The organism is Alishewanella sp. HL-SH06 (assembly GCF_052656265.1).
On record NZ_CP199752.1, the window covers coordinates 3,493,020 to 3,513,579 of the forward strand.

At 47.1% G+C, this 20,560-nt stretch carries 19 protein-coding genes; 9 read left to right on the forward strand and 10 right to left on the reverse strand.

The features are described 5' to 3' along the window. The first annotated feature begins 139 nt into the window (after positions 1-139). From ACUJFK_RS16165 to ACUJFK_RS16190, 6 genes are all read left to right on the forward strand, one after another. Positions 140-319, forward strand: coding sequence for a hypothetical protein (locus ACUJFK_RS16165; RefSeq protein WP_445425469.1), 180 nt, complete (start codon positions 140-142; stop codon positions 317-319). A 126-nt stretch (positions 320-445) separates the two neighbouring features. After that, positions 446-805 (forward strand): VOC family protein, encoded by a 360-nt coding sequence (locus ACUJFK_RS16170; protein ID WP_226751751.1) that lies wholly within the window; start codon positions 446-448, stop codon positions 803-805. Between the two features lie 436 nt (positions 806-1,241). Further along, a complete protein-coding gene (locus ACUJFK_RS16175; protein ID WP_306177808.1) occupies positions 1,242-1,712 on the forward strand; it encodes a hypothetical protein in 471 nt (156 codons plus the stop codon). Positions 1,713-1,854: 142 nt separating this feature from the next. Further along, positions 1,855-3,213: a M24 family metallopeptidase gene (locus tag ACUJFK_RS16180; protein ID WP_445425470.1), complete on the forward strand. Its 1,359-nt coding sequence runs from the start codon at positions 1,855-1,857 to the stop codon at positions 3,211-3,213. A 61-nt stretch (positions 3,214-3,274) separates the two neighbouring features. After that, on the forward strand, positions 3,275-4,546 hold the full coding sequence (locus ACUJFK_RS16185) for a DUF2254 domain-containing protein (protein ID WP_445425471.1): 1,272 nt from the start codon (positions 3,275-3,277) through the stop codon (positions 4,544-4,546). Positions 4,547-4,871: 325 nt separating this feature from the next. After that, positions 4,872-5,405 (forward strand): hypothetical protein, encoded by a 534-nt coding sequence (locus ACUJFK_RS16190; protein WP_445425472.1) that lies wholly within the window; start codon positions 4,872-4,874, stop codon positions 5,403-5,405. A 59-nt stretch (positions 5,406-5,464) separates the two neighbouring features. On the opposite strand, the gene rraB is transcribed toward ACUJFK_RS16190, so the two are convergent. Genes rraB through ACUJFK_RS16235 form a run of 9 tightly spaced genes read right to left on the reverse strand, consistent with a single transcriptional unit; the run spans position 5,465 to position 14,675 of the window. Continuing rightward, a complete protein-coding gene (gene rraB, locus ACUJFK_RS16195; protein WP_445425473.1) occupies positions 5,465-5,848 on the reverse strand; it encodes a ribonuclease E inhibitor RraB in 384 nt (127 codons plus the stop codon). Positions 5,849-5,861: 13 nt separating this feature from the next. Beyond that, on the reverse strand, positions 5,862-6,596 hold the full coding sequence (locus tag ACUJFK_RS16200) for a 1-acylglycerol-3-phosphate O-acyltransferase (protein WP_226751745.1): 735 nt from the start codon (positions 6,594-6,596) through the stop codon (positions 5,862-5,864). Positions 6,597-6,649: 53 nt separating this feature from the next. Further along, the gene (gene parC / locus ACUJFK_RS16205; RefSeq protein WP_229587206.1) at positions 6,650-8,929 is read right to left on the reverse strand and encodes a DNA topoisomerase IV subunit A; all 2,280 of its coding nucleotides are present in this window, start codon (positions 8,927-8,929) and stop codon (positions 6,650-6,652) included. Then, positions 8,926-10,332, reverse strand: coding sequence for a diguanylate cyclase (locus ACUJFK_RS16210; protein WP_445425474.1), 1,407 nt, complete (start codon positions 10,330-10,332; stop codon positions 8,926-8,928). Before ACUJFK_RS16210 ends, parC begins: the two co-directional genes overlap by 4 nt. Positions 10,333-10,366: 34 nt before the next feature. Next, complete coding sequence (parE, locus tag ACUJFK_RS16215) at positions 10,367-12,259, reverse strand: DNA topoisomerase IV subunit B (RefSeq protein WP_445425475.1); 1,893 nt, start codon at positions 12,257-12,259, stop codon at positions 10,367-10,369. Continuing rightward, positions 12,256-12,846: a YqiA/YcfP family alpha/beta fold hydrolase gene (locus tag ACUJFK_RS16220; protein WP_229587181.1), complete on the reverse strand. Its 591-nt coding sequence runs from the start codon at positions 12,844-12,846 to the stop codon at positions 12,256-12,258. Before ACUJFK_RS16220 ends, parE begins: the two co-directional genes overlap by 4 nt. Beyond that, positions 12,846-13,604: a metallophosphoesterase family protein gene (locus tag ACUJFK_RS16225; protein WP_445425476.1), complete on the reverse strand. Its 759-nt coding sequence runs from the start codon at positions 13,602-13,604 to the stop codon at positions 12,846-12,848. The genes ACUJFK_RS16220 and ACUJFK_RS16225 overlap by 1 nt, the downstream gene beginning before the upstream one ends. Further along, on the reverse strand, positions 13,604-14,038 hold the full coding sequence (locus ACUJFK_RS16230; RefSeq protein ID WP_226751739.1) for a DUF1249 domain-containing protein: 435 nt from the start codon (positions 14,036-14,038) through the stop codon (positions 13,604-13,606). Before ACUJFK_RS16230 ends, ACUJFK_RS16225 begins: the two co-directional genes overlap by 1 nt. Next, complete coding sequence (locus ACUJFK_RS16235; RefSeq protein WP_445425477.1) at positions 14,031-14,675, reverse strand: NUDIX domain-containing protein; 645 nt, start codon at positions 14,673-14,675, stop codon at positions 14,031-14,033. The genes ACUJFK_RS16230 and ACUJFK_RS16235 overlap by 8 nt, the downstream gene beginning before the upstream one ends. Positions 14,676-14,791: 116 nt before the next feature. Here ACUJFK_RS16235 and tolC point away from each other — a divergent pair, with 116 nt between their 5' ends. The 3 genes from tolC to ACUJFK_RS16250 all read left to right on the forward strand — a co-directional run bounded on the left by tolC (position 14,792) and on the right by ACUJFK_RS16250 (position 17,735). Continuing rightward, the gene (gene tolC / locus ACUJFK_RS16240) at positions 14,792-16,087 is read left to right on the forward strand and encodes an outer membrane channel protein TolC (RefSeq protein ID WP_445425478.1); all 1,296 of its coding nucleotides are present in this window, start codon (positions 14,792-14,794) and stop codon (positions 16,085-16,087) included. A 123-nt stretch (positions 16,088-16,210) separates the two neighbouring features. Continuing rightward, a complete protein-coding gene (lpxL, locus tag ACUJFK_RS16245; protein WP_445425479.1) occupies positions 16,211-17,137 on the forward strand; it encodes an LpxL/LpxP family Kdo(2)-lipid IV(A) lauroyl/palmitoleoyl acyltransferase in 927 nt (308 codons plus the stop codon). A gap of 13 nt (positions 17,138-17,150) precedes the next feature. Next, positions 17,151-17,735, forward strand: coding sequence for a TcpQ domain-containing protein (locus ACUJFK_RS16250; RefSeq protein WP_306177822.1), 585 nt, complete (start codon positions 17,151-17,153; stop codon positions 17,733-17,735). Here ACUJFK_RS16250 and glnE read toward each other — a convergent pair. After that, on the reverse strand, positions 17,732-20,548 hold the full coding sequence (gene glnE, locus ACUJFK_RS16255; protein ID WP_445425480.1) for a bifunctional [glutamate--ammonia ligase]-adenylyl-L-tyrosine phosphorylase/[glutamate--ammonia-ligase] adenylyltransferase: 2,817 nt from the start codon (positions 20,546-20,548) through the stop codon (positions 17,732-17,734). The two genes, ACUJFK_RS16250 and glnE, sit on opposite strands and share 4 nt — an antisense overlap. Positions 20,549-20,560: the final 12 nt, after the last annotated feature.

Sequence of the window (20,560 nt, forward strand, 5' to 3'; positions counted from 1 at the left end):
TACCACACTCAGACACTGGTCTGGCCACGAACAGCAAAGGATTAAGCCACACTGAAAGGCTGCGGATATCTTAATTAGCCAGTTAGCCAAGCTTTATATGCGCTAGCTAAGTGCAAACTAAACATGTGTAGGAGCAACGATGTTTAATGAATTACCCGGCAAGACAGTGAAAATATTTTTAAATTGTACCCAGTGGAACGAGTATGCAGTGTCAGGCGTGGTGACTAAATTTGATGATTACTGGCTGTATTTAAAAACTAAAAAAACCGATGAGCGGATCGCGATTGCTGAAATCAAACGCATTTCAATCCAGCGTTAACATAACCTAGCCCAAGGTTAAACCCTTTGGCTAGACTATACTCAGACAAAGCTTTAACCCGACTCTGGAACAGATCTGACCTTACTCAGAGACAGATCGGACCACACTTAGAGACCGGAGTTACTAATGCAGCATGAAAAGTTACACTATGTTGAATTGCCCGCCGTTGATTTAGCGGCGACAAAGCTGTTCTTTCAACAGGTTTTTAATTGGAGCTTTGTCGATTATGGGCCACAGTACACTGCTTTTAGCGATCAGGGATTAGAGGGAGGCTTTTTTCAAGCCGATCTCTGCTCGAACACACAGCATGGTGCGGCCTTGCTGATCTTTTATAGTGAACAGCTTGAGCAAACCCTAAAAAAGATTAGCGCAGCCGGTGGCACTGTTGTTAAACCTATTTTTAGCTTTCCTGGTGGTCACCGCTTTCATTTCACTGAGCCTAGCGGCAATGAATTTGCTGTTTGGTCAGATAAATATCAGGAATAATCCTACATAGCCATCGCTTAATATTATCCATAACATGTGTGGTTAAATTGCATCTTGTTGCGGTTATGGCATGGTCATGATCAGTTAGCCGTGCGCTCAGACCAAAATCGAAAGTCATGCCGTCAAGTCATCGCCTAATATCATCGATGTCATAAGCGGTTTAACTGCATCTTGTTGCCGTGATGTCATGGTCATGCTGAGTTAGCCGTGCGTTCAGAGCAAAATCTAGAGTAATCCAGCAAGATCAGCATCAAAAATCATCTGTGACATTAGCGCTTTAACATCGATTCGTGGTCACTATGCCAAGGTAATCAGGTGTTGTGCTTTGTAAAAGATTAAACTAACTTATGCTACAAAATTATTAGCAATAACCAACGCTATTTTTCGGCTCAGCTAAAGTACATCCCAAAAACCACTCTGAAAAAAGGATTTATTAATGTATCAAAACAGGCAAGCACTCGCAGTAGGCTCATTGTTTATGCTTTTGTTGATTAGCGTGGCCATTGTTGTGATGTCGTTTTGGGCCTGGCCTAAATACAACTTATATCGCATGGAGATGCAAGGTCGTGCCGCGTTAAAAGAAGCCGAATGGTCAAAACAAATTTTGATTGAAGAAGCTCGAGCGCGAGAAACGGCCGCCTTAATGCAAGCCAATGCCCGAGTGACGCTGGCAGAAGCCGAGGGTAAAGCGGCGGTGGTTAGAGCCAAAGCCGAGGGCCTAGCCGATATTGAACGAGCCAAAGCCGCTGCAGAGTCCAACCGTATTATTGGTGAGTCGCTAAAAGGCAATACAGAATATTTGCGGTATATCTGGATCAAAGGCTTACAGGATGGCAAAGGCGAAAGAATTTATATTCCAACTGAAGCCGGTTTGCCGATCCTTGAGGCTGGCAACTTGGCTAAATAAGCCTTTTTGTTGCTAAAAGTAATCATACAAAGAACTTTCAGCCAATAACTTACAGCGAAAATTTTAACGGTTATGCTTAATATTAAATACATCTTATGCGCCGTTCGACATTTGCCTCTTCACCGCACAAGGGCATGCTCCAATGAAAAAAAATAATAAATTTCAAAAATCTAGCTGGATTTTCGCCGCCTTCATTTGCTATACAAGCTTTGCAGCTGAGCAAAATGCCGGTAACTCAACAATGCCACAAATAGTGCTTCCCACACCATTAACTGGCCCGTCCCCTTGGCCAGACATTCTTAAACAACGCATTTCGACCTTGCTACCGAAAGCTATGGATAATACTGGTCTGGCACATTGGTTAATTGTGTGCCGCGAGAACGACAACGATCCTTTAGCCAAACATGTTGGCTGTGAGAACGCGGGCGGCACGGCGGTGGTGTTATTTAGTCGCACCAGCAAGGGGGTAACATCACGCATATTCTCACCTGTAAGCGAAGCCACCGCCTTGAAAGAATTAAAGCGCTTTGATGAAGTGATTGAAATCTCAAAACAACAGGATGCTATTCATGCCGCGGCATCTTGGCTAAAAGAACAAAACATCCGTGGCCCATTAGCCGTGAATAGTTTTAGCCAAAACCCGCAGGCCGATGGCTTAAGCCATTCACAATATCTTGCCTTGAGCTCCGCTTTACAAGACACTGAGCTAAGCCTAGTTGCGGCAGAGCCGCTTATTTATTATTGGCTGGCTCGGAAGCTACCTGCCGAAGTGGCCATTATGGCTGCAGCAGCACAGCTCACTTCAGACTGGCAATATGAAGCTTATCAGCAAGTTATCCCCGGCGTTACCACAGATCTAGATATTGCGAATTATTTAAAACAAAAAATGGCAGAGGCCGGTGTGCAAGATGCTTGGGCATCAGATCAAAACCCTGCGGTTAACTCAGGACCAGACCGTGGTCACTCTCATGCCACTCCTCGCGTGATCCAACCCGGCGATGTTATTCAAATCGATTTTGGTATTCGTGTTTTCGATCATTGGGTGACGGATATTCAGCGCTTTGCTTATGTGCTCAAACCCGGCGAAAATAAAGCGCCAGCAGCCATTCAACATGCCTGGGATAACGCCCTAGCAGGCAGTAGAGCAGCATTTGCGGCAATGAAGCCGGGGGTTACAGGAAACAGCGTGCATCAAGCGCAACTCGAAGTGATGGCCAAAGCAGGCTCACTGCCCGTCATGTGGAGCACGGGCCATCCGGTAGGCTATGTTGCACATGATACTGGCCCGAATCTGGGCGTGCGCATTGCTTCCGAGCGACAACTCGACGCTGGCATGACCTTTTCATATGACGGCTTTTACAGTTGGTATTATCCAGGGAGCGCCCAACAGCAAACAAAAACGATTTCTGTAGAAGAAATGGTGGTGATTACCGATGCAGGCGCACAATTCTTAACAGCGCCACAGCAAGATTTAATTTTAATTGCTGCACCGACAAACTAAAGCCGCAATAGTCGGGGTTTAGCTGCACGCTAGCCCCCTTTAGCCGAAAAGAGGAATAAACATGCCCGCTTTAGTAACGATAGACCGTTTACGCTTTTTACTTAATCAGTTGCACGAGCGGCTATGGGTGCGGCCTTTAGCGGTGTGCTTATTGTCGATTGCCGCTGCGTTTTTCGCCTCACTAGCCGATGGCACAGCAATCATTCATTGGGTACCCCCTATCAGCACCGACTCTGTAGAAACGTTATTATCCATTATGGCGTCCAGTATGTTAGTGATTGCGACATTCTCTGTGTCTTCAATGATATCCGCCTACAACTCAGCCAGTAACTCTGCCACGCCTCGTGCATTTCGCTTAATGGTGGCCGATGATGTTTCACAAAATGCGCTATCAACCTTCGTGGGGGCATTTATCTTTAGTGTGGTGGCCCTAGCCGCGCTAAAAAATGGTTTTTATGACAAAGCAGGCATATTTATTTTATTCGCTCTAACCGTATTAGTGTTTGGCTTGGTAATTACCATTTTTGTCCGCTGGGTTGACAAGATCGCCCGTCTTGGGCGGTTGGGCTCTACTATCGAAAAAGTGGAATTGGCCACTGCCGCGGCTTTAGAACGCCGCCGCATCTTCCCAACATTATGTGGTATCCCCACTTCAGTTGACGCCAGCAAAGGCCACCCCGTTTTTGCAAACGAGATTGGCTATGTGCAACATATTGATATGTCGGCAATTCAGGCATGGGCGGATAAAATGAATGCACATGTCGAGGTTGCCGCACTACCGGGCACCTTTGCTGCGCCCAATCGTGTATTGGCTTACGTGCATAAATTATCAGCCAGTGCATTAGAACACGATCACTGCATAGCCGAGGCCTTTCAAATTGGCCGTGAACGCTTATATGCCGATGATCCTCGCTTCGGGTTAGTGGTGTTATCCGAAATTGCGGGGCGTGCACTATCCCCTGCGGTTAACGATCCTGGTACAGCCATTACTATTACCGGGGCTTTAGTGCGATTAATCGCCTTGTGGAATAAGCCACTCACCGACGCTGAGCAACAAAAAAGTAAGACCCTTTTTCCACGCGTCGCTGTGCCAGAGCTAACGATCCGCGATCTGTATGACGATGCCTTTACCGCGATAGCACGAGATGGTGCAGGTATCCTTGAGGTATCAGTTAGACTGCAAAAGGCTTTACAGTCATTGTCATTACTGGGCGCAGCGGAAAACCGTGAGGCAGCCCGTTATCATAGCCAACGCGCATTAATTCGCTCTGAACACGCTTTACTGCACGCTGACGATGTACAAATCATTAAAGACAGCATCAAGCCAACTTAAAATAGATTATCCACTCAACCGCTCTTGATGCACAGCCTGACGATAGCGAATGTTTGCAGCGTCGGATCTTTACGCACTTTCACCTTCTGGCTTACAAAAATATTATTTAACGGCCAACACAGTATTCATCCTTGGAATAGCACATAATACCAATAAGGCATGACAGTTTTTGGTTGCAAGGCAAACGCGACTGAAAACGACACATGACTTTGGGCGCAACGATATACCTCAGCTTAGCGGGATAAAAATGCATCTAGCTGCATTACTAAAGATAGTTTTTGAAACGGTATAGCAGTACGAATAAAAAATTTAAGAGGTTGATGTTATGAAGACTATCGCAACAATGATTTTACTGACGGGTTTAGTGAGTCTGACTGGCTGTGCCACGAAGGCCCCCACTTTTGGCGAACGGATTTTAGCCGAAGGTGAATCGCAAATTGCTATCTCAAAAATGTGGGAACAAGGCAAAAAAGACACGCGTGAAGGCGAAGCCCTGTTAAAAGAAGGCAAAAAACTACTCGCTGATGGCAAAGACTATAGCCGTAAAGGCGAAAAATTACTGGCAAATAGCAGCGCTGATTTACAAACAAACCGCCAAGCATTCAAAACGCTCGCGCTAAGTGCAAATAACCTTAACACTAGCAAAGCCGCCAGCGACATGGTGGCAAGACTAGAAAAGTTGACTGACGCTTGGGAAGAAGCAGAAGAAGAAGTCGAAGAAGGAAACGAGCTGCTCAAACGCGGTAAAAGCGCTCAAGAAGAAGGTGAGTCGGCCATCAAAAAAGGGCAACAGTTAATTACGGATGGTAAAAATAAAATTGTAGAAGCAGAAGAACGTTACAAACAAACCAGTAAATAAACACGGTTTGCTAACCGCTTCGCTGTGCACAACAGCGAAGCTAGCAATCCCAAGCTAAATTAAGCCTCGTCGTCTTCGTCAAACGCTTCATCGAATTCTTCGTCTTCGTCACCTTCAAAGTAGGTGCCCCAACCGTCATATTCAACCTGATGTTTTTTCGCTAAGGCATCCAATTTAATGGCATCTGCCGTGATCGCGGCTTCATCTAAAGCTTGCTCACATATAGCATCAAAGACCCAAGCATTGGTGCCATCTTCAAACTCAACTTCTTCGGCGTCGGTCACTTCATAACCTAGCTTAAACAGCTCAACCGCCAGTTTTTCAAGTTTATTAAAGTCTTTATCATAAAAATGATGTTCCACGGTATACAGCGCATCTGGATCGCTACCATCTTCTAATAAGGCACTGATAGTTTCTGCGGTAAATTCTTGCCAGTTTTCCATAAAGATTACTCAGTTATTTTTGCTGTTGCGCAGTGTAGTCGTTCGCTAGCTCGGCATCAAGCGCACTAATTTGATCTGCCATTTGCTGACGAATATTTCGGGCAAACTGGCGTAAATTGTCATCTTTAGTCAGCACCACCGGCGCATTCATTTGGATAATCACTTTACCGTTGCGCCAGCGGTTTAATTTAAACTGGTTATGCGTAGAGCTCATACATACCGGCACTAAGGGTACATTCGCTTCTAAAGCTATGTGAAAAGCCCCCATCTTAAACGGCAGCAGCCCCCGACCATAACTGCGGGTGCCTTCGGGAAACATCCATACCGAGATCTTTTGATTAGCGATACGCTCTGCGGCAAATAACATCGTGTTGAGCGCTTTAGCTTTGTTATCACGGTCAATTAAGAAGTTACCGCTAAGCCAATATAATTGGCCAAAGAATGGAATAAATTTCAGGCTTTTCTTACCAATGGTTACGGTGCGCGGTAGCACTGAACCACTGATCGTAAATAAATCGAGGTTATTTTGGTGATTAGCAATAAACACGTATGGCTCGCCTGGTGCAATCGCCGGATCATAACGGATCTCTACGTCAATGCCGAGGATCCACGATACCTTGCCGTACCATTTGCTAAACAATGCCACATTGTTAGGATGAAAAGGGCGGAATAAACAAACCAGTAATCCCGCCACGGTGCTGCCAATAAAAAACAGCACTAATAACACTATACGCAATACAGCAACCACATCAGGCCCCTTGCCAACTCACACCACAATCAGATCAGGGGCCTAGTATAACGTTATTCGCTCGGGCTGCTGGTTTGATCACTAAGGCCATTGACAATTATTTCATCAATGCGCTGTAAACCGCGTGGCAGCTTATTACCACGCCGCCCCCGTTCACCATGATAGTGCTGTAAGTCATCCACTTTCAGGCTAAGCTTACGCTTACCGGCCACTAAGGTGACACTGCCATCAGCCGGTACTACGGCTAGCAAACTGACAAACTCTTCTCGACTGGCGGAACGTGCCGACGGGATCGACATCAGCTTATTACCTTTACCTTTGCTGAGTTTCGGTAACTCGGCCACAGGGAACACCAGCATACGGCCTTCGTTTGAAATACACAGCAATAAATCGGTATCGGGGTTGCCAACCGGTAACGGTGGCAATACTTTTGCCGCCGTCGGTAAACTGAGCAGCGCTTTACCGGCTTTATTACGACTGAGTAAGTCATTAAATTCAGCCACAAAACCATAGCCCGCATCAGAAGCGAGCAGTAATGTTTGTTTTTCATCGGCAATTAACACATGCTCAACGGTTTCGCCGGCCACAATGCCGAAACGGCCGCTTAATGGCTCACCTTGGCCACGAGCCGAGGGTAATTCATGTGCTTCGGTGGCAAAACTGCGCCCCGAAGAATCTAAAAATACGGCCTGTTGATTAGAGCGACCTTTTGCCAGCGCTTTGAACGCATCGCCGGCTTTATAACTTAGGGCATTGCCATCGACATCATGCCCTTTGGCACAGCGCACCCAGCCTTTTTCAGATAACACCACGGTAACGGCTTCGCTTGGCAATAATTCTTTTTCGCTTAAGGCTTTGGCTTCTTCACGCTGCACGATAGGGCTGCGGCGATCATCACCGTATTTTTGTGCATCGGCCATCAGCTCATCGCGCACGAGCTTAGTCAGTTTTTTCTCAGAGCCTAAAATAGCCTGAAGCTTATCGCGCTCTTTGCTCAGCTCATCCTGCTCGCCCCGGATCTTCATTTCTTCTAGCTTGGCAAGATGGCGCAATTTCAGTTCTAAAATCGCTTCAGCTTGGCGCTCTGTTACACCAAAAAAGGCGATCAACTCAGGCTTAGGTTCGTCATACGTTCGAATAATGCGGATCACATCGTCGATGTTTAAAAAGGCAATTAACAAACCTTCTAATACATGCAAACGGTCTAACACTTTATCTAAGCGGAACTGCAAACGCCGACGCACGGTGTCACGGCGGAAGCTCAGCCACTCGGTTAAGATTTCCAGTAAATTGCGCACCCGTGGCCGGTGATCTAGCCCTAAAATATTCAGGTTAACCCGATAACTTCGCTCTAAGTCAGTGGTGGCAAACAGGTGCTGCATTAACTGCTCAACATCAATACGATTAGAGCGTGGCACAATAACAATGCGGGTTGGGTTTTCGTGATCCGATTCATCACGTAAATCTGACACCATTGGCAGCTTTTTCGCCTGCATTTGCGCCGCAATTTGCTCCAGTACCTTCGAGCCCGACGTTTGATGCGGCAACGCCGTTATCACAATATCGCCCTCTTCTTGCAGATACACCGCACGCATTTTAATACTACCGCGGCCTGTCGCGTATACCGCCGCAATATCTTCGATAGAAGAGATAATTTCGGCATCGGTTGGATAATCGGGGCCTTTCACATGCTGTAATAAATCGGCTAATTCAGCTTTCGGATTATCCAAGATCTCAGCACACGCATTGGCAATTTCACGCACGTTATGCGGTGGAATATCCGTGGCCATACCTACTGCAATACCGGTGATACCATTAAGTAATATATGCGGTAAACGAGCCGGTAACACCTTGGGCTCTTCGAGGGTGCCGTCAAAATTGGGGATCCAATCGGCAGTGCCTGAGCCTAACTCAGATAACAAAACTTCGCTAAAGCGCGATAATTTGGCTTCGGTATAACGCATTGCTGCGAAAGACTTTGGATCATCCGGCGCACCCCAGTTTCCTTGGCCGTCGACCAACGGATAACGATATGAAAAGGGTTGGGCCATCAATACCATAGCTTCATAACACGCTGAATCACCGTGCGGATGAAACTTACCTAACACATCACCGACAGTACGCGCCGATTTTTTATACTTCGCCAGATGCGACAGGCCTAATTCGGACATAGCATAGACGATGCGACGTTGCACCGGTTTTAACCCATCACCGATATGCGGTAAGGCCCGGTCCATAATCACGTACATGGAATAATTTAAATAGGCTTCTTCGGTAAAGCGGCGCAGTGGCAGCTGTTCGGTGCCATCGGCGGAAAGTACGGTTTCTGTCATGCCTGATCCTGTCGTGTTGGCGAGCTGGGTGTGGCCTTCGCTGAACGGGTGCGGCGTAGTAATAACACCACCACCAGTATGAATAGCCCTAGGGTCGCGGCCATGCCCAGCCATAACCATTGCATTACTCTATTACGTTCAACTTCTGCTAAGCGTAACGCGTTTAATTGGTATTCTTGCTCTAACATATTTTGCTGAACTTGCTCGCGCTCGGCTTCAAAACTCAAGCGCATTTTTGCAATTTCTAACTCGTTTTCTTTATCTCGAAATTGCTGAAAGCCACGAACAAAAAGCCGCATAGTTTGAAAAGCACGTTCATATTGCCCTTGATCCGCTAACAATTCCGCTTTGAGTAATTGAAACGATAACAGCATATTACCCGAACCACTGTTCTCTGCCGTTTGCACATATTGCTCGGCCAGCAATAATTGCTGCATAGCTTGGGTGTTTTGCTGCAAATTTTGATAAATCAGCGCTTTTTCATAATGATGACTGGCTAAATAATAGTCGGAATGAATAACCGCCAAATACTCTTCGGCTTTTTCCATGTAATTTAACGCCACTTGCGGTTTGTCCATTTCATTACTGGTTATCGCCAAACCGTTGTAAGCGTAATACAAATTCAGTATGTCTTGTTCTTTCAAGGCCGATTGCAACATCCGCTCAAAGCTTTGTAACGCTAACTCAAAGTCTTCTAAATAGCTGTAATTGCGAGCCAAATTATACAATACTGTCACGCGGTTTTTATGCCAGCCTAACTCTTCATACAACACCAAGGCTTGCTCTAGAAACTCTTGTGCGTCTTGCTCATACGACAAGTTAGAGTACAACAAGCCCAACTGTGCATTCACTTCGGCTAATAGCTCTTTATCTTTTAATTGCGTCGCTCGCGCATAGATATCTTGTAAATTTTGTAATGCTTGATGCGTACGATTTTGTAACGAATCAACCGCCGAAATATTAATCAGCCCGCGTAAACGCAGCCTTTCATTTTCGACAGCCATCGCCGTTGCTACGCCTTTTTGATACCACTTCATCGCATCGGCTAAGGCTAATTTCATTTCAAAGGCAAAGCCCAACTCATAGCTGAGCTCGGCATATAAACTGCTCGGATTATCTTTGAGTAGCGAAATACCCTGCTCAGCCACCGCTTGCTGCTCTTGAAAACGACCTAAATGACTTAAAATGGTGGCTTGATGATTTAACCAATAAGCCTGAGCCACAGCGCTTAAGTTAGCAAACTGCGCCTGATTAGCCGTTAAAATATCGAGCATTTGTTCTGGTGCACGATTTTTTTCTGCAGCAACTTGCTGCAGCCACTCAGGCACATCATCAGGTAACGACTCAGCAGCATGGCCTAGACTAACCCAACACCACAGAAGAATGACCAGCAGTTTTTTCACAGGTGGCTCCCTAAATGCTTTAGCCGTGCCTAAATTAAGCGATGATGGCTCTATCACCTTTTAATTCCAGCCAATTACGCCGATCGGTAGCACGTTTTTTCGCCAACAGCATATCCATCAATTCCATTGTTTGCGCCGCGTCGTCTACAGTCAGTTGCACTAAACGCCGAGTGTTCGGATCCATTGTCGTTTCACGCAGTTGCAGCGGGTTCATTTCACCTAAGCCTTTAAAACGTTGCACATTGACTTTGCCGCGTTTCTTTTCTGCTTCGATACGGTCGAGAATACCATTTTTCTCTTCTTCATCAAGCGCATAGTACACATCTTTGCCAATGTCTATTCGATACAATGGCGGCATGGCAACGTAGACATGGCCCTGCTCAACTAGATGGCGGAAATGTCTCATAAACAGAGCACACAGCAAGGTGGCAATGTGTAGCCCATCCGAGTCGGCATCCGCTAGGATACACACCTTGCCATAACGCAAACTGGATAAGTCTAACGAATCAGGATCGATACCAATGGCCACGGAGATATCATGAACTTCTTGTGAAGCCAAGATTTGTCCAGATTCTACTTCCCAGGTATTTAAAATTTTACCGCGCAGTGGCATGACGGCTTGAAACTCCCGATCACGCGCTTGTTTAGCAGAGCCACCCGCCGAGTCACCCTCAACTAAAAAGAGTTCGGTACGGGCTAAGTCTTGTGCCGAGCAATCGGCTAACTTACCGGGTAAAGCCGGCCCTGACGTTACTTTTTTACGAATGACTTTTTTTGCAGCCCGTAGCCGCTTTTGGGCATTGTTAATACAAAAATCGGCTAAGGCTAAAGCCACATCGGTTTGTTCGTTTAACCACAAGCTAAAAGCATCTTTGACTATACCACTGACAAAAGCCGCCGATTGCCGTGACGATAAACGCTCTTTCGTTTGGCCAGCAAACTGCGGATCTTGCATTTTCAATGACATCACGTAAGCGCAGCGATCCCAAACATCTTCTGCTGATAGTTTAATACCCCTGGGCAATAAATTGCGGTACTCACAGAAGTCTCGCATGGCTTCTAACAACCCCTGGCGCAAGCCATTAACGTGCGTGCCGCCCATCGCCGTCGGGATTAAATTGACATAGCTTTCGGTGGTTAGCTCTCCCCCTTCTGGCAACCAAAGTAACGCCCACTCTACCGCTTCGGTACTGGCGGTAAATTGACCAACAAACGGCTGCTCAGGTAAGGCAATAAAATGCTGTACGGCTTCGGCGAGATAGTCACGAATACCGGCTTCATAACACCATTGATATTGTTGTTGGTTAACTTTGTCATCGAACTTTACGGTTAAACCAGGGCACAATACGGCCTTGGCTTTTAATACATGTAACAAACGACTCACTGAAAACTTGGGTGAATCAAAATAAGAGGCGGTGGGCCAAAACCGAACGCGTGTACCGGTATTGCGTTTACCCACGGTGCCACTAACGGCTAACTCTGCCACCTTGTTACCATGTTCAAAGGCGATATCATAAACCTGACCATCGCGGCGAATACTCACATCCACTCGGCTTGATAAGGCGTTAACAACAGAAATACCAACACCGTGTAAACCACCAGAGAATTGGTAGTTTTTGTTAGAGAATTTACCGCCCGCATGTAGCCGGCACATAATCAATTCGACGCCAGACACCCCTTCTTCGGGGTGAATATCCACCGGCATGCCTCGACCATTATCGATAACTTCAATCGATTGATCATCATGCAAAATCACCTGCACTAAATCGGCGTGACCGGCTAACGCCTCATCCACGCTGTTATCAATTACTTCTTGCGCTAAGTGATTTGGCCGCGTGGTGTCGGTATACATACCTGGACGGCGCTGCACCGGCTCTAAACCGGTGAGAACCTCGATCGACTCGGCATTATAAAGTTGTTCAGTCATACTGTAATTTGGCTTCCCGTTTCCTGAGGTTGCAGACAAAAATCGGCAATGTGTGGCAGATAATCTTGATAACCAACAAAGCTATGATCACCACCTGTAACTAGCTGAACCTGTGCGCCCTGATAATAATCCACGGCCAAACGATAATCTAACACCTCATCACCGCTTTGCAAAAGGACTAAATAGCGACTGGGCTGTTGCAACTGCATCGGCATCAAGGCTTCGAGCTGTTGCATATGCTGCGCTTGTACCTGATAACGCTGTTGTAACACCGGGTGTTCGTACTCACCCAAAAATTGGTTTAATACCCGATGCGGTGCCACTGCCGGGTTGATCACGCAGGCGCGACAGCCGATACGCTCGGCCAGTACCGTGGCTAAAAACCCACCCAGCGAGCTGCCAATAATGGCTGTTGGCGGTTGCACTATGGCTTGCTCTAATACCTGCATCGCCGCATCGGGCGTGTAAGGTAAATCTAGCGCTTGAAAATGCACATTCGGTAATGCAGCAAAGTAAGCTTGGGTTTGCACCGCCTTGGTCGAAAGACTGGAACTGGCAAACCCGTGTAAATATAAAATTCGTTGCATTAAAGCCTCTTAAACTGCCAACTGACCTGACCTGCCGCAGCAAAATACCATTCGCACCATTGTGGTCCGGCATTAACGGTTTGCCAGTCATCGCTTGCTAAAAACTGCACCGAACTGGCTGGGCAACCGACAATATCAATACCCTGCACCACCTTGTGATAAGCCAGATGCGCGTGGCCATGCGCCAGCCCTTTAATTTTGGGTTCGCGCAGTAACCATGGCCAAAAAGTCTGTTGATCGCGCAAACCATGTTTATCAATAAAACAGCCCAATGCCTGAGGGTGATGATGACAAAACAACCAAAACTGTTTGGCCTGACTTTTTGCAAACTGCTGGGCTAAAGCGCTTTGCCGTTCCTCGGCAAACTCACCGGCAGGTGTCGGGCCCTTGGTATTTAACAAAAACAGTTGCCACTCGCCTAAGCTTAAACTTTCTGCCCTTTGAAACGGTGGCTGTTGTTGCAGCTGAGCTAACATAGCCAAATCATCATGATTACCGGGTAACACAAACACAGGGCAGCTTAGCTCTTGGCAAAGTTGTGCCAATAATTGATAACTGCCCAAGGTGTGATCTTGGGTGAGATCGCCGGTTAAAATGAGTGCGTCGGGTGGCGACAGTTGTAATTGTGTTAAAATCGCTTGTAAGTGCACCGCCGGTTGGCAATCACGATATATGCCATCGTGTTCCGCCAATAAATGACAATCGGTAATTTGCACTAAACGATAGGCCGCTTTTGCTGGGAATACATAGTTGTGCATTAACCTGACACCGCCGAATGCTGCCGAGTACCACGCCGCGCGCACAAGTTTAACCAATCGCGAAGTAACATATTAATTTGTCGTTTTTCATCAGGCTGCGACATGGTGGCATTCGGATAAGGATACACACCAATAAAGCGCCATTGCTGCTGCGCTCGCACCACTTCGGCTAACCGCGCATCATGGTAAAGCTGCACATCAAAACTGGGTTGAAAATAAACATGATCGGCACTGCTCAACTCTATTTTCACCCGCGTAGTAAAGCGCGCAACCTCAAGCACCGTTAAGCAATAAATATCCTGCTCACCCAGCGCGATAAATAATTGCTGGCCAAGTTGCGGCGTTTCGGGCAATAACGGCAGCAGTGCGGCATAGTTGCGTTCACACAAACTCAAAAAGTCGGGTAACTGCGGTACATAAATCGATTTATGCAAGGCGTGTACCCCAGCGTTGCTGCACATCGCTTAAATGCAGCGCTAACCATTGCAAGCCAATCACTGTCGCAGCATTGTTAATGTGCCCTGATGCTAATAATTGCATGGCTGTTTGCCGTGGCATAACGTGCATTTTGATGTCCTCATGTTCAGCATCGAGCCCAAATAAACCGCCAGTAACGGGTTGTGTTAGCCGGGCTAAATACAAATGAATTTTCTCTGTGCTGCCACCGGGGCTCGAAAAATAATTTAACATTGGCCAAAGCTCGCTTAAGGTTAAGCCCGCCTCTTCTTTTGCTTCACGAATTGCGGTTTGCTCTGCTGTTTGGCCATCGTCAATCATACCGGCAATAGATTCGAGTAACCACGGGCTTTGACCTTGATCGACCACGCCCACGCGGAACTGCTCAACCAACACCACTTCGTCGGTTTGTGGATTATAAGGTAAGACTATCACAGCCTGTCCGCGCTCGAAAACTTCTCTGATCATTGGCTGGCTCCAACCGCCTGCAAACAGCTTATGTCGCAGTTGCCAACGCTCAATCCGAAAAAAGCCCTGAAAAACCGTGGTTTTGTCGATAATGTCCAGATCTTCTGCTTGAAAAGAAGGATACTGTCCTATCTTGAATTGCGACATGGTTGCCCTCACATTTTGTTACACTCTACCGGGTAACTTTACGGTTTAAACGTTACCTAGTTTACTTTAACAGGTTATCATTTGGGCAGTTTCCTTATTCAGCCAGGATTTATTACATGAAAAAAACGTTATTAAGCACTCTCGTGCTGTCATCGCTAAGTTTTTTTAGCCTACAACTACAGGCTGATGACTTAAAGGCGGTGTATCAGCTCGCTACCCAAAAGGATCCGGTTGTGCAACGTGCTGCCGCTAACCGCGATGCCGCTACCGCGCGTATTGATATCTCTAAAGCCCGTTTATTACCCTCTGTCAGCTTTGGCGCTGAAATTGGTCGTTCCTCTAACGATGATTTACGCTTCGGTGGCAGTAACAGCATCGGTGCCAACGTTACCGCGCGGCAAAGCCTGTTTGATTGGTTTGATTGGCAAAGTTTGCCACGCGCAGAAAAAGTGGCGCTGCAAAGCCAAACCATTTACAACGCTGAAGTGCAAGGTCTGATCTTACGCGTGACGTCAGCTTATTTTGACGTGTTAAAAGCCAAAGATAACTTAACGTTCGTGGCTGCCGAAAAACGCTCTGTAGAACGCCAGTTAGAGCAAACCAAGCAACGTTTTGCGGTAGGCTTAACCGCGATCACCGATGTGCATGAAGCTCAAGCTCAATATGACAGCGTGGTTGCGCGTGAAATTAGCAGTGAAAATAACCTAGAAAATGCCCGTGAAGCCCTGCGCGAAATCACGGGTCAGTATCATGCTGAAGTCGCCATGTTGAATACCGACAAATTTTCTACCTCACGGCCGCAGCCTGCTGCAGCCAATGAGTGGGTTGGCATTGCTGAGGAAAACAACTTGGTATTACAAGCTCAGCGCATTTCGTTAGATGTGGCTGAAATTGATATTGATTTAGCGAAAGCGGGGCATTTACCCACCGTTGATGCGATTGCCAATTTAGGTGTATCTAAAACATCAGGCTTTGATCGCTTTGACAACAGCTCAATCAGCATTAGCCTCTCTGTACCGATTTACAGCGGCGGTGCTATTGATGCAAACGTGCGTGTGGCACAAGCTAGCTATGTGGAAGTCAGCCAAGCTTTAGAGCAAAGCTATCGCTCTGTGGTTCGCCAAGTGCGTAGCTCATTTAACGATGTCAATTCACAAATGTCTGTGATCCGTGCTTTAGAACAAGCGGTTATTTCGGCGCAAAGCGCCTTACAAGCAACCGAAGCCGGCTTTGAAGTGGGCACCCGAACTATCGTTGATGTCTTACTCAGCACCCGTAATTTGTTTGATGCACAACGTAACCTATCAGGCGCGCGTTATGATTACATCTTAGCGCAGTTACAGCTCAAACAAGCTGCCGGTAACTTAACAGAAGAAGACCTGTTAGCCATTAACAACGCACTGACGATGTAAATCTGTTGAGGTATACCGCGCGTCGGTATACCTCGTCTTTTCGTATGCTCCTACCAGTTTCACCTTTCCTGCTGCGATTTTTTCGATACAATACCGACAGTTTGTTTTTTTCGGATATCAATTTTGGTTAAGTCTCCTCAGTTTAGTTGGCGTTTTTTATTGCCGCGTTATTGGCTGTTATGGATCGGTGTCGGCTTGATGTACCTTATCAGCTGGTTACCCTACCGTGTGCTGATGACCCTAGGCGCAGCCTTAGGTAAGTTATTATTTAAAGCCTTAAAATCCCGTCAAAAAATTGCTAGACGAAATCTCGAGCTTTGTTTTCCACAGAAAAGCGCGGCTGAACGTGAAGCCTTGTTATGGCGCAACGCTGAAGAAAGTGGCAAAGCCATGTTTGAAACGGTGATTGGCTGGTGGTGGCCGGATTGGCGAGTTCGTCGCTTAGCACATATTACCGGTTATGAGCATATCCAGCAGGCAGTCGCTAACGGCAAGGGTATTTTATTGCTGGCGGGGCATTTTCTGCACTTAGAGGCGGCTGGGCGAGTGATTGGCTTAACCCACCCCAGCATTGGTTTTTATCGTCCGAACAATAACCCGCTAATGGATTATCTGCAGTACCACGGTCGCAGCCGCAGCAATAAATATATGATTGGCAAGCGGGATGTTAAAGGCTTGATCCAGGCGCTAAATCAGCAAGAAGTGTGTTTTTATCTTCCCGATCAAGATTACGGTCGCAGTCGGGCTGAGTTTGTTCCTTTTTTTGCGGTGGCAGATACCGCCACCACCACCGGCACCTTACTTTTTGCCAATGCGGCAAATTGCGTGGTGATCCCGATCTATACTTATCGTTTACCTGATTATCGCGGCTATCAAATTGACATACTGCCGGCGTTTGATCATTTTCCCAGTGGCGATGATCGCGCCGATGTAACCCGCGTTAATCAGTGGGTTGAGCAAGCCGTATTAAAAAACCCCGAACAGTATATGTGGCTGCATCGGCGGTTTAAAACCCGACCGGATGCTGAAGCACCGTCATTATATGACTAGGACGTTATAACCCATGAAGATTTTATTACAGCTGCTAGTGGGGATCTTGGTCATTGGCCTAGTGTTTTTGCTCATCACTAAACCTGAGCTATTGTTCGATCCGACTAAAAAGAATGCGGCCGCCGAGGGCTTTAGCCGTTTTTATTCGGATTATCGCACCAGCCTGCAAAAAACCCGCGATGCCAGCGATTTTATTATTACCATTCCGGATACGAGCGATGAATTGGTCTTACGCCTACGTCGACGTGAATTGCAAGTAGCCGCACCGGCGGCGGCAACTTGGCGTGGCCAAAAGATCCGTCGACGTTTTGAAGCCGGAAAAACCATTAAGCAGGTGTTGCAAGATTATGCTGATCAAGAACAGATGCAGCTTTTTTGGGCATTACCACGCGACTACGTTGTGAAAGAGTACTTTGTCACAAACGGTAGTTTAGTCGAAGCATTACAGGAAATGACGGTGACCATCAGCCCGGATTTTAAGCAGCCTATTTTTGGCTTTTTTTGTCCTAATGCCCGGGCTTTAGTGGTGACCTATTTAACCGATCCGTTTTTCCAACAAAATTGTGTGGCGACCGGGCCTAACCCCTACCAGCTTTAAGCTTTTGGTGCATTCGCAAACCAGTGCTGCCAACTTTGCTGTACCTGCGCGCGATGCTGTGCCAAGCCGCTATCCACATTCACCGTAGCAGGCGCAAGTGTATGCCGATGCCCTGCGCCACGTAATACCTGATACGCCTCGGCTAAAGCCATGGCTTCCGCTTCTGGCAGTAGACCACTGGCCGCTGCGGCCGCTAAAATACGAATATTATCGGTGAATTCAAACAACGCTGGATAGTCTTTACTATAAGCTAGCACTAAATACTGGCTGAGAAATTCCAGATCAACAATACCGCCAACACTGTGCTTTACATCATCCGTCGCGACACCATGATGCTCACGCAACTTAGCACGCATCTGCAGTACATCTTGGGTTAACTGCGCAGCATCCCGTGGCAAAGTTAAAATTTGTTGCCGGATCTGGCTGAATTCGGAACGCAGTTCCGCCGAGCCTAAGATCATCCGCGCCCGAACTAAAGCTTGGTGCTCCCACGTCCAGGCATCCTGCTGTAAATACTGCTGATAAGTGTCGATATGAATAGCTAACAAGCCAGAATTACCGGAAGGCCTTAAGCGCGTATCAATCTCGTACAGCACGCCACTGTTGGTTCGCGTGGTACTTAAATGGAGAATACGCTGCACAAGTTTTAAGTAAAATTGCAACGAATCGATGCTGCGATCGCCAGAGGTGCCTTCTTGGCTGCGGCATTGATGCAAGAATACCAAGTCAAGATCCGAACCATAACCCAGCTCTAAACCACCGAGCTTACCATAACCAATCACCGCAAAACCTTTATCCTGATCACTGGCTCCCGCCGGTAAACCATAACGAGCCACCATTTGTTGCCACGCTAAATTTACCAACTGTTCAACAATCACTTCGGCTAACCAGGTTAAGTGATCACTCACTTTCATCAAGGGCAAAGCCCCCGAAATATCAGCTGCGGCAATACGTAGCTGCTGCGCTTGTTTAAATTGCCGCAAGGTTTCCATTAATAACTCTAAGTCATCTTCCGGCACCCGCAATAAATATAAACGTAAGCGATCACGATAGTCATCAATGGTGGCCACCTGATACAACTGGCTCGGATCAATCAATTCGTCAAGCAACATTGGATAACGGGCCAGTTGCTCGGCCAGCCAACCGCTTTGCGAGCAAAGCAGCACCAATTGCTGCATCGCGGGCGGATTTTCAAAAAGTAATTCTAAATAGGCGGTGCGGGTAACGATTTTACTAAATACACCAAGGATCCGACTTAAAATGGTATTAGAAGCCTGTTGATGCTGTAACCAATGCAACAGTTGTGGCATCAGCTTGGCTAAATATTCACGGCCACGCGGGCCCACTGAGCGGCGTTGACAATCCAATTTAAACTGCTGTAATTGTTCGAGCAGTGCGGTTGCCTCAGCCATATCTAACCAATCAACTTGCTCTGCTAAGTCCGAGCCCACACTGTCACTGTCCCACAATAGGCGCCCAAGGCTTAACTCTTGGGATTCCAAGTTTTCTTCTGGCTCAATCACCAATTTAAAATACTGATGAATACGCTGCATAGCCGCTTCAATGTCTGCCTGCAAACTGGCCCAATCGGTTCGCCCTAAACAGGCTAATAACTGTTGTTGACCAACCGCCTCGGCCGGTAAGGTTTGTGTTTGTTTATCGTCAATACCTTGCAGGCCTTGCTCTACTTGACGCAGCCACAGATAGTCTTGCTGCAAGGCGGCAGCATGCTCGGCACTCAGCAACTCGTGCTCTTGCAGTAAAGGCAACACCTTTAACAGCGATTGTTGCTGTAATTGTGGAATACGCCCACCACGAATTAACTGCAAGGTTTGCACAATAAATTCCACTTCGCGGATCCCGCCTGCGCCAAGCTTAATGTTATCGCGCCGATTGCGCCGACGATTCTCTTGTTCAATTAACTGTTTCATCCGCCGCAGCGATTCAATCGCGGAGAAGTCAATATAACGCCGATAAATAAAGGGTTTTAATAAGACTTGTAACTCAGGCGCGTAACGCTTATCGGGGTTAAGTACGCGCGCTTTTAACATGGCGTAACGTTCCCATTCACGCCCTTGCTCTTGATAGTAATCTTCCAGTGCTGCAAAACTGAGTACCAGCGGCCCGCTATCGCCAAAAGGCCGCAACCGCATGTCCACACGATAGCAAAACCCATCAGCCGTCACCTGATGTAAGGCGGCAATCAGCTTTTGCCCGACCTTAGTGAAAAACTGTTGATGCTCTAGGGGCCTGCGTCCGCCCACCGTTTCGCCGTTACTGGGATAAGTAAATATCAAATCGATATCAGATGAGAAGTTCAGCTCACCACCACCCAACTTACCCATGCCTAAGATCAGTAACGGCATTGGCTCGCCCTGTTCATCTAAAGGCTGACCACTACTGAGACTTTGCTGCTGATAAGCCCATTGATAGGCGCTGTTAATCAAGGTATTCGCTAATTGCGATACCGACGTCAGGCTGGCGGCAATTGGTTGTAATTCAAAAATATCCGCCGCCATAATCAAGCATAAACTGGCATTTCGATAACGACGTAACGCAGAAAATACGTCGCTTTCAGCCGTTGAAGTGATGGCAGTTAAGGGATCATGAAAACCAGCGGCTAAATGCTGCTGTAAGCGTTCACTATCACAACAGAGCGCCAGCAACTGCGGCTGTTGCCTGAGCGTACGGCCAATAAAAGTACTAGACTGCAACAGACGAGTCAGCTTAGCCAACGTTGCCGCGTCCAATTGCGGTGATAAGGCTTCAAAATCGGCTTGCCAATAGCTACCCTGCCCCTGTGATGCGGTCATGTTGTACTCCTT